A 13,702-nucleotide genomic window follows, 5' to 3' on the forward strand; every position below is an offset into this window, starting at 1 on the left:
GCCGAGAGGGTACTGTGATGTGATGCAGGATGCAGCGTGGCTGTTTCTGATTTTCAGAAGAGAAAGTATTCTTTCATGATAGGAGAAGGGTGATCTTATGGTGTGGAAAACGGCGATCCTAACAGCCAGTGATAAAGGGGCAAGGGGAGAGCGTGAGGATACAAGCGCACAGGTCATCCGGGAACTCATCGAAGAAGAACTGGGCGGAGAGATTGTGGAATACCGGATCGTTCCCGATGAACCGGATGAAATTATTGCTGCTTTAATCGAAATGACCGATTATTTTCATGCAGACCTGGTACTAACTACGGGCGGGACTGAGCTGGCCATTCGTGATGTGACACCCGAGGCGACTCGGCGGGTTGTGGAACGGGAAGTGCCGGGTATGGCAGAGGCCATGAGAATGATCGTGATGCAGAAAAATCCAGCGGCTATGCTATTCCGTGGAATCGTGGGAATACGCGGACGTACACTGATCGTCAATTTGCCAGGAACGCCCAAAGGCGTGCATGAAAATTTGGCAGCGATAATGGACCAGCTTCCAGAAGCGTTGCTTATGGTGACAGGTCAGTTCCGGTAGAAGGCAGCACATCGTGTGTGGTATGATACCTATAAGAATTTATAAGGCCGTATACGGACAAAGATTCTTATTTTGTTCGTCAACATAAGGAGGATTACTACACATGCCCAATATTGGAGCACCGGGTTATATTTTGTTAATTATTCTGGCGCTGCTGCTATTTGGTCCGAACAAGCTGCCTGAGCTGGGTCGAGCTGTAGGGCGTACATTCCGTGAGTTTAAAAACGGGGCACGCGATATTTTATCAGAAGATGAACGGACTGAGCGTAAAGACAGCAAAGATAGTGTGGTCAAAGCATCACAAACGACGTCTTCAGAAGTTCAACCTCAGCCTGAGGATAAACGCTTGTCATAGATTTAGTGATCGATTCTTGATCTTGTACAATAAACAAAAGCCTCTTCTTCAGTGAAGGGCTTTATTTTTTAGGAGGCGCTGCTGCGTTCCGTTCAGAAAGGAGGAGTGGACTTGACCCCATCAGAGCATGAAATGCCGCTAATGGAACATCTGGGAGAGCTTCGCCGCAGAATGATCTATGTGCTAATTGTATTTGTATTGGCACTGGCTGGTGGTCTGTTCGCGGCGGGTACTGTATATGACTGGCTTATTCGCTCCGGTTCGGCGCGAGCTTTTCAGTTAAACGCGTTTTCCTTTTGGGACGGGATTGGTATCTACATGAAGATCGCCATGATCATCGGGATTGCGGTGGCGCTACCGTTTGCATGCTACCAACTGTGGAAATTTGTCAGCCCGGGATTAAGGCCGCAAGAACGAAGTGCGACTTTGCGGTATGTGCCTTATGTGCTGCTTTTATTCATCATTGGGACAGCTTTTGCTTATTTCATTATTTTCCCGATGGCGATTCAGTTTACATCGTCTGTCACCAAAAGTATGGGATTACAGGAAACGTACGGGATCGCACAATATTTCACCTTTATGTTTAATATTGTACTGCCTGTAGCGCTACTGTTTGAGCTCCCCCTGCTTATCATGTTTCTGACGGGGATTCATGTTTTAACACCAATGCGGCTTCGCAAATGGCGGAAGATTTCTTATTTTCTGCTGGTGTTTGTCGCGGTTGTCATTACCCCACCGGATTTTATTTCCGATTTTTTGGTGGCGATTCCGTTGCTGGTGTTATATGAAGTGAGCGTGTACTTGTCTTCGGTCGTGTACCGCAAGCAACTGCGTGCACAGGAGGAACGTGAGGCTCAATTGCGTGTAGCTTCAGAATAATAAGGCAGGACTTGAATGGCTCAGTAAATAATTTATTCGGGTCGCGCTTCATGGCAACTTGCAGATGATGAATAGCATTTGTATATCATGACTATGTACAGAGCATGAACAGTAGCGGCTTAGTCCCCTGAAAAATAACCATTAGCCTTGAGTTAACGGTTATTTTTCAGATAGATGGATATAATCGGGAAGGGCTGTCCATAAAAATTCCCATAAAAAATACATTAGGGACTTGAAATTCAATCCCAAGTTGAGTATCATAAAGTTGGTTGTTAGCACTGACGACTGTCGAGTGCTAATACATACAACATAACAACCAAATTACAGGATAAAACACTTAATAAGGAGGCTATTTTTTCATGATCAAACCTTTGGGTGAACGCGTATTGGTGGAAGCAATTGAGCAAGAGACAACGACTTCCTTCGGGATCGTACTTCCTGACTCTGCCAAGGAAAAGCCGCAAGAAGGCAAAATTATCGCGGTTGGCGCAGGCGCATTGAAAGACGGTGCCCGTATTCCTCTGGAAGTAAAAGAAGGCGACCGTGTCATTTTCTCTAAATACGCTGGAACGGAAATCAAATATGAAGGTAAAGAATATTTGATTATGAAAGAAAGCGATATTCACGCGATCATCGGTTAACCGGAACCCGGACAAGACCTGAATATAGGAATTGAAACAAATCATTCATAATCCATAGGGAGGTTTATCACAAATGGCTAAAGATATTAAATTCAGTGAAGACGCTCGTCGCTCTATGCTGCGCGGGGTTGACGCATTGGCTAACGCTGTTAAAGTAACACTCGGACCGAAAGGCCGTAACGTTGTACTGGAGAAAAAATTCGGTAGCCCGCTCATCACTAATGACGGTGTAACGATTGCAAAAGAAATCGAGCTGGAAGACGCGTTCGAAAACATGGGCGCTCAACTGGTTAAAGAAGTAGCGACCAAAACGAACGATGTAGCTGGTGATGGTACGACTACTGCTACTGTTTTGGCTCAAGCCCTCATCACAGAAGGCCTGAAAAACGTAACTGCTGGCGCAAGCCCAATCGGTATCCGTAAAGGGATCGACAAAGCGGTTAAAGCGGCTGTTGCTGAACTGCAAGCCATCTCCAAACCAATCGAAAGCAAACAATCCATTGCTCAAGTAGCTGGTATTTCCGCTGCTGATGACGAAGTAGGCGAACTGATCGCTGAAGCTATGGAAAAAGTGGGCAAAGACGGTGTAATCACGGTTGAAGAATCCCGCGGGTTTGCAACAGAGCTGGAAGTGGTTGAAGGTATGCAATTTGACCGTGGCTACATTTCCCCGTACATGATTACAGATACGGACAAAATGGAAGCTGTACTGGACAATCCGTATATCCTGATCACAGACAAAAAAATCACAAACACACAAGAAATCCTGCCATTGCTTGAAAAAATCGTACAACAAGGCAAGCCACTCGTTCTGATCGCTGAAGACATCGAAGGCGAAGCGCTGGCTATGCTCGTTGTTAACAAACTGCGTGGTACATTCAACGCTGTAGCTGTTAAAGCTCCAGGCTTTGGTGACCGTCGTAAAGCAATGTTGCAAGATATCGCTGCCCTGACAGGCGGTCAAGTGATCACGGAAGAACTGGGTCTGGACCTGAAAACAGCTTCCGTAGACCAACTGGGTACAGCACGTCAAGTGCGTATCACAAAAGAAAATACGATTGTGGTTGACGGTGCTGGAAACAAAGCCGACATCGACGCTCGTGTTAGCCAAATCCGTACGCAACTGGAAGAAACCACTTCCGAGTTCGACAAAGAGAAACTGCAAGAGCGTCTGGCTAAATTGTCCGGCGGCGTAGCAGTCATCAAAGTCGGTGCGGCTACTGAAACAGAATTGAAAGAACGCAAACTGCGCATCGAAGATGCTCTGAACGCAACCCGTGCTGCGGTTGAAGAAGGTATCGTATCCGGTGGTGGTGTAGCGCTCCTGAACGTATACAAAGCAGTTGCAGCTGTTGAACTGCAAGGCGACGAGCAAACAGGCGTGAACATCGTGTTGCGCGCTCTGGAAGCTCCAATCCGCACCATTGCTGCTAACGCAGGTGAAGAAGGCTCTGTAATCGTTGAGCGTCTGAAACGCGAAGAAGTTGGCGTAGGCTTTAACGCAGCTACTGGCGACTGGGTAAACATGATCGACGCTGGTATCGTTGACCCTGCGAAAGTAACTCGTTATGCATTGCAAAACGCTGCTTCCGTAGCGGCAATGTTCCTGACTACTGAAGCGGTTATCGCTGACAAGCCAGAACCAGAAAAGGCTGCAATGCCTGACATGGGCGGCATGGGTGGAATGGGCGGCATGATGTAATTAGGGCCTCAAAACCCTGTAATACCGCTATTTAAAGGGCTCCCGAGAGGGAGCCCTTTTCTATAAAATCACATAAAAATCACATAAAAATCACATAAAAATCACATAAAAATCACATAAAAATCACATTCTCTGCAACGAGTCAGATTTGAAGGATGTCTGAGAAGTGATTTTTAATCTTCGCATTGGCATTTTTCTTCATTTTCTCCGTAACGTGTGTATAGACTTTCAATGTCGTTTTTGCGTCATCATGACCAACTCGCTTCATGATTGTTTTGATATCAACTTCAGCTTCAGTCAGCATCGATATGTGAGTGTGCCGAAAAATGTGAGGAGTAGCTTTCTTTTTAATTGAGGTTTTCTTGAGAATACGTTCCATACGGATTAATATATTTTTTTGAATGAGTGCCGTTCTTGTGGGCAAAAACAAAGTTGTTTTCATGATAATCATCAAATAATTTCTTGCATTCAAGTCTGAAAGCTTGTTGTTTAACAATGTGTCTTTGGAGCAAATTCATAACGTTATCAATTATATTAAATTTACCAATAGATCCTGTAGATTTGGGTGGAGTTAGAATGTATTTACGCATATTATCAGGATTGTAAAGTGTCTTGGTTATTCGTAACTCATTTAATTCAAAGTTAAAGTCCATATCTTTTAAAGCACAGAGTTCCACAGATCGTATCCCTGAAAAGGCAAGCAAGTGAAAGATTTCAATGTCATCAGCTTGTTCAAGATGAAGGATGCTATATTCAACGAATATTTCTAAATACTTATTAACTGTAAATTGACGTTTTGCTTCGCTAATAATGCATTGTTATTAATTTGATACGATATGCTGATCATTTTGATGCGCATCTTCATTAAAGTAATGTTCAAACTGTTTTTGCATTTTATCGGCTACCAAGTGAGTGTGGCGTGAATGCACAATTGCTGTAATGACAAAATAAAGGGAAACTATTGTAAGAAAAAAATAAATTATATTCATCGAAAAACTCCTCTCCGGAAGGTAGATGATCGAAGATGGTATGGTTCCATTTGACTTTATGTGAGCCGTATTTTTATTCTATAAAACTTACTGGTCACTTTTTCTTACCATTCAACTTGATCAAAACGCATGTCTTTATAGTAAAACTCTCTATCATGATCCGTAATCTCCCGAAGAACCCTGCATGGATTTCCAACAGCTATTACATTCGCCGGGATATCCTTGGTTACCACGCTACCAGCACCAATTACACTCCCTTTGCCAATCGTGACTCCTGGAACAATAATCGCTCCGCTCCCGATCCATGCCCCATCCTCAATGGCCACTGGTAATGCAAACATCCCGCCTTCTTTGCGCTTTTCTGGATGTACAGGATGATTCGTTACAGCAATCGTTACATTCGGGCCAAACATGACATCATTACCAATCGTAACTTTATAGTCGTCAACCACGGTTAGATTGAAATTGATATATACATTATTTCCTACGGTCGTATTTGAACCATAAGACATGCGAATGGGCGGCTCCATCCATACATTTTCTCCAATACTTCCAAAAAGTTGTTTCATTAACGTTTTGCGCATTTCAACATCATCTGGATGCAAATTATTAATTTCATAGCATATTGCCTTACCACGCTGGCGTGCTTTTGCCAACTCTGCAGCCTCTTTCGGATAATTAGCATCGTGATCTGTAAATAATTGTTTGCTGGTCATTCTTTCTTGGATATTCATGCCACATTCTCCTTTATACATGCTTATATTTATTAGAGTAAATTGCAAAACCTTATTTATGATCAGGTTTATGCAAAGTTTCTAGTGATGTTGTTAAGCCATTTAAACTGTCGATATCGAATAAAAGCAATGGGAAGTTTAATCATCTCGTCTAGGCTGATGACGATATATAAGAAAATGGGGGGGACTTGCCAAACAAAAGCACATAGGTAACTAAGCGGTAGAATAATAAGCCACATGACGACAGTATCGCACCAAAATCCAAATTTAGAATCCCCACCAGCCGTGAATATACCCGCTATAGTTGTGGAGTTAAACGATTTGGCTATACAATAATACGCACTAATGTAAAGCATCCCATCTAGGTAACTTTGAGCAGTTGGATTCAAATTGACGATAGAGTATACCAATGGTTTAATGAACAGAATCGTGCAGCCTGCAATGACTCCAAATATCAAAGCATAAAAGCACATTTGGTTGCCCGCATGCTTTGCTTTCTCGATTTCACCCTGTCCCAAATACTTCCCAACAAGTACAGAGCCCCCAGTAGCGATGCCTCCACAGAGAACCACTGCTAGATTTTTAACTACAGACGCTATGGAATTTGCGGCTACCAGATCGGAGTTCACATGTCCAATAATTGCAGCAGTAGCGGTAAGAGCTCCTCCCCAAACCATATAATTCCCCTGTACAGGCAGAGTATATTTTAGGAAATCTTTTAATAAATTACGTTGAATGCCGTCACGTACAGGCAAACGAAAACGAATGGATCCCTTGGTTATGGAATGAATCACACAACACGCTAGTTCAACAATCCGTCCTAAAACCGTGGCAAGAGCTACGGCTGAAATGGCCAGTTCGGGCCTTGATGGGAATAAAATAAAAATGCAAATGGCATTGAAGAAAATGTTCAAAATCAAACATAAGGAACTAATCCACGCACTAAGTTTTGCATTTTCCATACTTCTAATCACACTGAGATACATCTGCGATATTCCCATCACAAGATAAGAAAAGGAATTCATTTGTAAAAACCTTGAGCCGAATCGAATCAGTTCTGCATCATTGGTGAATAAACGCATAAGTGTACCCGGAAGAAAGAAGGAAGATAAAAAAAACAAAATGGAGACACAAAAGGAGAACATGCAAGCGATACTAAGAATGCGCTGTATGGTTGAAGTATCCTTTTTCCCCCAGTATTGCGCAGTGAGGATACTTGCCCCCGCTGACATTCCCATATAAAACAATGTTAATGCAAAAGTAATTTGCCCTGCGAGTGATACAGCTGACATTGCGGATTGACTAATCATGCCCAGCATAACTACATCAACGGATATCACAGTTGCTGATATTAAATTTTGTAATGCAATGGGAATGACGAGCGTCATTAACTCCCGATTAAAATCACGATTAGATCCTTTGAGTTGTATGCGGTTTCTCACCTATCTCCTGTCCTCCCCCACTGATCTACACAATATAAGGATAGGATAATATCATTGTTGTTTCCATTAATATTAGCTATAATTTTATAAAAATCGTATATTTACAAAGAGAGGGCTTTTTGATGACAAATTTAGAGGTGTTTTCTGATTTATCAGAACGTTTGAATTATAATCTTCCTGATTTACCGCTTTATGTCCGAAAGGGAAGCCTTCATCAATTTAACAATTATGCAGCAGTAGCGCATTGGCATTTGGACATAGAGTTTATCTACATATTACAAGGATCGATGGATTTCTCTGTGAATGGAAGTATCACTCGATTGCATCAAGGGGATGGACTTTTTGTGAATAGCCAACGTTTGCATTTCGGCTATTCTCTTGCAGACCATAAAGATTGTTTATTCCTTGTCGTCGTCATTCATCCCTCTATCCTTGGTGAGAAGCCTTCATTTATTCAAACATACTGGGGGGAAAAGTTTAGTTTAATGATGGCTGATTTTGTTGTACTTACAGATCAGGTTGATTGGCAGCAAAGAATATTACTGTCCATTCAAGAAATCTATCAGGAAATGCATAAGGACCATACTCCTCCAAATCCGCTTCGTCTGGCATCACAAGCTTTATCTTTGAGTGCAACAATAGGGGATCATTTGCAACCCATTTCTGGGCAACCTGGAGTATTGACGCATGTTCAAGAAATGACGCGTTTCATTCATCAAAACTATGATCAAAAAATAACTCTTGAGGAGATCGCCTACGCAGGAGCCGTTTGCAGAAGCCGTTGCTGTACATTATTTAACAAGTATGTGGGCCAGACACCCAACAATTATGTCACTCAATATCGTCTTCAAAAAAGTTGCGAAATGTTAAAAGAAACACGAAGATCCATAAGTGAAATTGCACTTGCCTGCGGTTTTCAAAGTGCTAGTTATTTTTCATCCATTTTTCGTAAACAGATGGGTGTAGTTCCGCAAAATTATCGAAAACAAGTTTCGAATAACGATTCAACTTGAATGGAAGTAATACAAACCAATTTGAAATAATCTGGATTACAACAGTCTTCCAATCAAATATTATTTTTTCAAAAGCGTAATATAGAAATTCAAACAATAAGGAGTACGGACTTTACGTAGAGGAACAACCTGTTTTTTTCACGGAGAGCGCTAACATGCCTGCGTCTTTTTAGATATTTTGGGGCAACATATCCCGCAAAAATTTCATTCTTTATTGATACATGTGATGAGTCTGCTCATAAATCATTTCTTTTTCGGTACATAATAACCATTGGAAGTGCCTGTTTCTGCAACTCAAATGATAAAAGAGCGGGGCAATCACACCATTGCCCCGCTCCTTTACATAATGCAATACCAGTTGACAGACAAGGATCACTGCAAATCCAGTATTTTTTGAATCGTGAGAAGAACACCATTTTCTTCGTTTGACTTAGTAATGAAGTTTGCTGCCTTTTTAGTATTTTCACAAGCATTACTCACTGCAAAACTGTATTTCGCGATTGCCATGAGTTCCACATCATTCTCGCCGTCACCAAATGACATTGTTTCCTCGTATGTGACGCCCAACATTTCTTGCAGTTTCTTTACTGTCTCACCTTTATGCGTATGCAATGCCGTGATATCCAGCCATCTAGCTTCTGAATCAACAATATAAATTTGTCCACCCAACGTATTCTCAACATGCGCTCTTAATGCTGTACTTCGTCCCTCCGTGTCGAAGACCGTAATTTTGATAAAACAGCTATCTATGTTTGCAAAGGAGTCTGTTTTTAATACACGTTCATAGGAGCCTTTAACAACGTTATACATATCTTCTGAAATGGAAGAATGAACGTACGCAGCATCACTAGCACATACAATAAGTGTCATATTGTTGTCGAAGTCTTGAATTTGATCAATCGCCTGTAGAGCTAGATCTCGATCAATACTAAACTCTTTAACTACTTGGCCATCTTTTTTAATTCGAGCAGCACTGTCACCCAATATCCAAACTCCCTTGCCATGTTCGTCAAACAATTTTTCAACACGTTCACATTGTTTACCTGTACATGCGACAAATGTGACTTCTTTTTGCTGCATCTCTGCATAAACTTTTTTGAAAAGTTCGACATCGTACAAACTTTTATTGTTCAGAAATGTTCCGTCTAGATCAGTGACTACAAGTTTAATCATACTTATTACCCCCCTGTTTTTTGTTGGTCTTGTTTATCCTTCTGATTGCAATGATCGACGTATTTCACTTGCATGTTCTCCACCAGAATTTGAACTTTTGCGAATATACAATTGCGCTAATGATAAAATACGAACCCATCAAAACGCACGTGGTCAATATATCCACCTAATATTCCCATCAAATTCGCCTCCTGTGAAATTCATAAAACTCTTTTTTTAAATACTTTATAATGGGCATTTAAAATGTCTTTAAAAAAATTCAAAACGAGTTGGTCACATGCTTATCTATGATCTCTCGCTACAAAACAAGATTAAAATATGTAACTGGTTTCATGTCAATAAATTAATTTCAGTACATTTTTCCAAGTTGCCAAGCCACAATTATGATATGTGATCGTTAAAATGCCAGCTGTTTAGGAAGAGGTATTTTAGAGAATATAAGAAGGAAATTGTTGATGAGGCCGATATGTGGTGAATATTTCGTTATTTGAATCACAAAAAATCACATAAAAAATCCTGAAAAATTAAATTGAATAAGGTTGTATAGGGATATTCAAAAAGTAATTCAATTGGGTTAGTTAGAAAAGCCTTACAACCTTTTTTCTAACTACACAACTACTACGTGGGTATATACCATTTGTGTATCCTCTTAAAAATCAGCTCGTGGAAGATCCATAGTGTACTTATATTAAGTGAACTAGTGTAAATGAAAACGGAGTACCTTGATAGTAAAAATACCCACTAGGTAGATACTACATAGTGGGTCTATTAAGATTAGACCAAAGACTTCACCTATATGTCTACATGGAAAGGGGAGGGGATAGGAAGCTTAGATTAAACAGTCTCTTTCAATATATTACGAAAAAAATCACTTTTGTATGGCTTTTTCTTCGGTTAGGGTTTTCATGAGTTGTGAAATGCAGCTTTGTGCTACGCCAAGTAATTTTGCATATTCAATTTGAGTTGAATTAGGTAGTTTTTGTATTAATTGTTCTAGCTGATTTGACCGCCGTCGACCGTTCGGCAGGAATGGGGGCAAAGATCATGCTGATGCCTTGTGCGGTGCTTGTGTTAGTCACCATCATTATATGGTTTGGCACCCGTCGCACCGGTCCTGGACTGACACCACAGAACATCGCTTTAGTCAAGACGGACACAATAAAATTAGACGATTGATGAAGCTAATTGAATAAGTCCGTTAACAAAGAGGGTACTGCACTCCAGATTTCCTGGGAACAGTACCTTCTTTGCGGCCTGTATATTATTGAATCCCATTCGATTGTAGCCTGTCTCGCGAAAACGTATAGTAGAAATAACGATTGTGCTAAACAGTGAACATTAGTTGAATGAAACGGTGACAGTCTAGGACTTTATTTTCTGGTCCCTAGCTGTTGCCGTTTCATTTTTAAGATCCAGTCTAAACTATTACTTTACCCAAGCGGGGTTTCGCCATCATCAACGGCTTCCGATGTTCCTCCCCAGGTTTCACCCCATATGCGCATTTCCCGAAGTACAGGTATGTACGCCCTTCCTTTATCTGTTAGCGAATACTCAACAGTAACAGGTGAGGTAGGGAACACCTGGCGGTTGATGACTTCATGCCGCTCAAAATGACGCAGGACATCCGTTAAAGACTTGATGCTGACATTGTCTAAATATCTTCGCATCTGATTAAATCGCTGCGGACCCAGACTAAGTAAGGTGAGTACCAAAATAGCCCATTTTCCGCGAACAACCTCCAACGCCTCGCGAATGGAGATCAGACATTGTTCGTCCTCTTTGCTTATATCCACAAAATCATTCCTTACTATAGTATAGTTAGTCTAATTTATTGAGCTATATAAAAATAATGTGTCTACTTTAAAGTAGACACTTAATAATTTATAGTAACACTAAAGCTTATTTAACTGCAATGGTTGAATTTGTTTTGAAGGTCTACTACTAATTATTTAGAACATCTTGTGCCAACTTGGGGCAAGGTAATTATGGGGAGGAGAGAAGCATGTCCGTTGAACAATCGTCACAGAAGGTGGAGGCGCAGTTTTTTGATGTTATTCAAGATCGGAGATCTGTAAGGTACTATGATTCCGAAGTAAAGATCTCACGGGACGAAATGAAGGATATATTGCAGCTAGCTACACTGGCTCCTTCTGGCGCCAATCTCCAGCCGTGGAGGTTTCTCGTCATCGACTCGCAGGAGCTAAAACAAAAACTGCTTCCGATCGCCAACAGCCAGCAGCAAGTGATTGAGGCTTCAGCTGTCATTGCGATACTCGGAGATTTGGAAGGCTATAAATTGGCCGAGAAAGTTTACGGGATGGCGGTCGATGCGGGGTACATGCCTGAAGAGACAGCTAAATCATTCGTGGAGCGATACCAAAGACTGTTCGCGAGTATGCCTCCAGAAAATGTACTCCGAAAAGTATTTATTGATAGTGGACTGGTATCCATGCAGCTAATGCTTGTCGCCCGTGCAAAAGGCTATGATACGGTCCCGATGGGCGGCTTTGACCAAGTAAAATTTGTAGAAGAGTTTGATATTCCGGCGAGATACGCTCCAGTTATGCTTATCGCCATCGGTAAGGCGGTGAAGCCCGGACACCGGACGGTAAGATTACCGATAGAAGATGTCGCTTTCTTTAATGAATTGCCTAAGGATTGATATTAATCATTCATGTAATATAAAAGAAGCTAAAGGATATGAAATGCACCTCCAATTGTTAACCACTACTAACAATTGGAGGTGCATTTTTGAGTTTTTTGGTGGCACCTGATCCTTATTGATCATTAATGAGGATGTCCCTGGACATTTGCGCTGTGGGGCGGACCACTATTTCACTTACCCACGCCATTTGGTTGCTCAATTGCGAACGCAATAGCTTTAGCGATAGAGTAGGGGGATAACCCAATGTTCTGATAAGCTTCGAGTTTGGCTTTCATCTCTGAGTCCTTTATGGCGTCCAGGGAATCCAATTGTGTGGATCCAGGTGTGTTTGTGAATCCGGGTGAAACGATCGTTACTCGAAGCTTGTTGCTGGCATCTTGACGCAGGCCCTCTGAAATCGAACGGCAAGCTTTGTCCCCAGACTGGCCTTCGGCTCACTGAACAGTATGGTGTGGAAGACCTTTGAAAAATTTGATTACACTGTGTATAAATAAACCTTAGCTTCATATGGTCTCAATGTAATATTTTGAGTATCAACAAGTGCAGTTTCCGACTTGTAGTTGGAAATCAGTAGTTTTCCAGATTGAGGAATAGAGCTTTCTTTTGGAAAAGAAATACTCGTAGGTTCACCAAAAAAGTTGAGAATTACCACCAGTCGTTCGTTACCCAATGCTCGCTGATAAGCAAAAACTTTCTCATGATTTTCTGCAACAATTGAGTAGTCACCATAAACAATAATGTCATGCTGCTTGCGCAGTTCAATTAGCCGACGATAATAATGAAAAATAGAATCTGGATCAGACAGCGAAGATTCTACATTAATTTGTTTGTAGTTAGGATTAACACCGATCCAGGGCTTACCAGTTGTAAATCCGGCCTGCGGTGAGTCATTCCATTGCATAGGAGTGCGGCTATTGTCGCGTCCTTTGATGTAGATAGAATTCATAATGGAGGCTTCATCTTGGCCTGCAGCCATGTATTCTTTATACATATTGAGGATTTCAATACCCTTGTATTCTTGGATTGTTTCAAAGCGCACATTTGTCATTCCGATTTCTTCGCCTTGGTAAATGTAGGATGTGCCTTGAAGCGTATGCAATAGGGTCGCCAGCATTTTGCCAGACTCTTTATGATAATTCTTATCGTCTCCAAAACGGGAAAGCATGCGAGGTTGATCATGATTATTCAGATACAGGCTATTCCAACCCTCTCCATTCAGTCGAGCTTAAAAAGAATGCTAATGAAAAAAAGTTCTGTTGGGTACACAAGCTGAGCACTTAGCAACGGTCGGTCTAGTAAGAGTTATCTCTGGATATACATATGCAAGAGTGATTCAGGCTACCGAAAATGAGAGAGGGAATCAGTGGTATACTTGGACCAGGACAAGATTGCTCAGTGGGCCAAAGGAGAGATTATGGGTCTTACGAAGATTATATGGTCCAAGGGTATTCGGACGGAACATTTAGACCGAAAGACCATATGAGTAGACAGGAAGGAGCCATGCTTTCTTTGAAAGAGAAAAAATAATG

13 protein-coding genes and 1 pseudogene are annotated in these 13,702 nt (G+C 41.5%); 8 read left to right on the forward strand and 6 right to left on the reverse strand.

The annotated features are described in order from the left end of the window. The first annotated feature begins 97 nt into the window (after positions 1-97). The 5 genes from MLD56_RS06475 (at position 98) to groL (ending at position 4,157) form a co-directional block, all read left to right on the forward strand. Complete coding sequence (locus tag MLD56_RS06475; RefSeq protein ID WP_013309212.1) at positions 98-580, forward strand: MogA/MoaB family molybdenum cofactor biosynthesis protein; 483 nt, start codon at positions 98-100, stop codon at positions 578-580. Between the two features lie 103 nt (positions 581-683). Then, entirely contained in the window at positions 684-935 is a 252-nt protein-coding gene (locus MLD56_RS06480; protein WP_013309213.1) for a twin-arginine translocase TatA/TatE family subunit, read from the forward strand. Positions 936-1,046: 111 nt separating this feature from the next. Further along, entirely contained in the window at positions 1,047-1,814 is a 768-nt protein-coding gene (tatC, locus tag MLD56_RS06485) for a twin-arginine translocase subunit TatC (protein WP_029516248.1), read from the forward strand. 359 nt (positions 1,815-2,173) lie between these two features. Further along, positions 2,174-2,455, forward strand: coding sequence for a co-chaperone GroES (gene groES / locus MLD56_RS06490; RefSeq protein WP_007429271.1), 282 nt, complete (start codon positions 2,174-2,176; stop codon positions 2,453-2,455). Between the two features lie 73 nt (positions 2,456-2,528). Beyond that, a complete protein-coding gene (gene groL, locus MLD56_RS06495; protein ID WP_013309215.1) occupies positions 2,529-4,157 on the forward strand; it encodes a chaperonin GroEL in 1,629 nt (542 codons plus the stop codon). Positions 4,158-4,299: 142 nt separating this feature from the next. Here groL and MLD56_RS06500 read toward each other — a convergent pair whose 3' ends face one another. The 3 genes from MLD56_RS06500 to MLD56_RS06510 form a co-directional block, all read right to left on the reverse strand. Next, positions 4,300-4,608, reverse strand: a complete 309-nt coding sequence (locus MLD56_RS06500; protein WP_029516300.1) for a tyrosine-type recombinase/integrase — start codon at positions 4,606-4,608, stop codon at positions 4,300-4,302. Between the two features lie 642 nt (positions 4,609-5,250). Further along, a complete protein-coding gene (locus tag MLD56_RS06505; RefSeq protein ID WP_029516301.1) occupies positions 5,251-5,880 on the reverse strand; it encodes a sugar O-acetyltransferase in 630 nt (209 codons plus the stop codon). 68 nt (positions 5,881-5,948) lie between these two features. Next, positions 5,949-7,268 carry an MATE family efflux transporter gene (locus tag MLD56_RS06510; RefSeq protein WP_049816926.1) on the reverse strand — a complete coding sequence of 440 codons (1,320 nt, stop codon included), beginning with the start codon at positions 7,266-7,268 and terminating at the stop codon, positions 5,949-5,951. Positions 7,269-7,444: 176 nt separating this feature from the next. Here MLD56_RS06510 and MLD56_RS06515 point away from each other — a divergent pair, with 176 nt between their 5' ends. Further along, a complete protein-coding gene (locus tag MLD56_RS06515) occupies positions 7,445-8,335 on the forward strand; it encodes an AraC family transcriptional regulator (RefSeq protein WP_029516303.1) in 891 nt (296 codons plus the stop codon). A 372-nt stretch (positions 8,336-8,707) separates the two neighbouring features. On the opposite strand, the gene MLD56_RS06520 is transcribed toward MLD56_RS06515, so the two are convergent. Together MLD56_RS06520 and MLD56_RS06525 are read right to left on the reverse strand one after the other, a co-directional pair. Continuing rightward, a complete protein-coding gene (locus tag MLD56_RS06520; RefSeq protein WP_029516304.1) occupies positions 8,708-9,508 on the reverse strand; it encodes a Cof-type HAD-IIB family hydrolase in 801 nt (266 codons plus the stop codon). A gap of 1,430 nt (positions 9,509-10,938) precedes the next feature. Further along, positions 10,939-11,301, reverse strand: a complete 363-nt coding sequence (locus tag MLD56_RS06525) for a winged helix-turn-helix transcriptional regulator (protein WP_029516305.1) — start codon at positions 11,299-11,301, stop codon at positions 10,939-10,941. Between the two features lie 209 nt (positions 11,302-11,510). On the opposite strand from MLD56_RS06525, the gene MLD56_RS06530 reads away from it, so the two are divergent. Next, positions 11,511-12,170: a nitroreductase family protein gene (locus MLD56_RS06530; protein ID WP_029516306.1), complete on the forward strand. Its 660-nt coding sequence runs from the start codon at positions 11,511-11,513 to the stop codon at positions 12,168-12,170. A gap of 478 nt (positions 12,171-12,648) precedes the next feature. Here the strand turns inward: MLD56_RS06530 and MLD56_RS06535 are convergent. Further along, positions 12,649-13,392: pseudogene (locus tag MLD56_RS06535) on the reverse strand (alpha-amylase family glycosyl hydrolase); the annotation flags it as partial. Between the two features lie 215 nt (positions 13,393-13,607). Here MLD56_RS06535 and MLD56_RS26095 point away from each other — a divergent pair. Beyond that, the gene (locus tag MLD56_RS26095) at positions 13,608-13,700 is read left to right on the forward strand and encodes an S-layer homology domain-containing protein (protein WP_373459275.1); all 93 of its coding nucleotides are present in this window, start codon (positions 13,608-13,610) and stop codon (positions 13,698-13,700) included. The last annotated feature ends 2 nt before the right edge of the window (positions 13,701-13,702 follow it).

The organism is Paenibacillus peoriae, assembly GCF_022531965.1.
In the GTDB taxonomy this organism is placed as follows: domain Bacteria; phylum Bacillota; class Bacilli; order Paenibacillales; family Paenibacillaceae; genus Paenibacillus; species Paenibacillus polymyxa_D.

Bases quoted from the DNA above. Each gene is read 5' to 3' on its own strand.
- MLD56_RS06475 (WP_013309212.1), top strand. From the start codon at position 98: ATGGTGTGGAAAACGGCGATCCTAACAGCCAGTGATAAAGGGGCAAGG.
- MLD56_RS06480 (WP_013309213.1), top strand. From the start codon at position 684: ATGCCCAATATTGGAGCACCGGGTTATATTTTGTTAATTATTCTGGCG.
- groES (WP_007429271.1), top strand. From the start codon at position 2,174: ATGATCAAACCTTTGGGTGAACGCGTATTGGTGGAAGCAATTGAGCAA.
- groL (WP_013309215.1), top strand. From the start codon at position 2,529: ATGGCTAAAGATATTAAATTCAGTGAAGACGCTCGTCGCTCTATGCTG.
- MLD56_RS06500 (WP_029516300.1), bottom strand. From the start codon at position 4,608: ATGATTATCATGAAAACAACTTTGTTTTTGCCCACAAGAACGGCACTC.
- MLD56_RS06505 (WP_029516301.1), bottom strand. From the start codon at position 5,880: ATGAATATCCAAGAAAGAATGACCAGCAAACAATTATTTACAGATCAC.
- MLD56_RS06510 (WP_049816926.1), bottom strand. From the start codon at position 7,268: ATGACGCTCGTCATTCCCATTGCATTACAAAATTTAATATCAGCAACT.
- MLD56_RS06515 (WP_029516303.1), top strand. From the start codon at position 7,445: ATGACAAATTTAGAGGTGTTTTCTGATTTATCAGAACGTTTGAATTAT.
- MLD56_RS06520 (WP_029516304.1), bottom strand. From the start codon at position 9,508: ATGATTAAACTTGTAGTCACTGATCTAGACGGAACATTTCTGAACAAT.
- MLD56_RS06530 (WP_029516306.1), top strand. From the start codon at position 11,511: ATGTCCGTTGAACAATCGTCACAGAAGGTGGAGGCGCAGTTTTTTGAT.
- MLD56_RS26095 (WP_373459275.1), top strand. From the start codon at position 13,608: ATGGTCCAAGGGTATTCGGACGGAACATTTAGACCGAAAGACCATATG.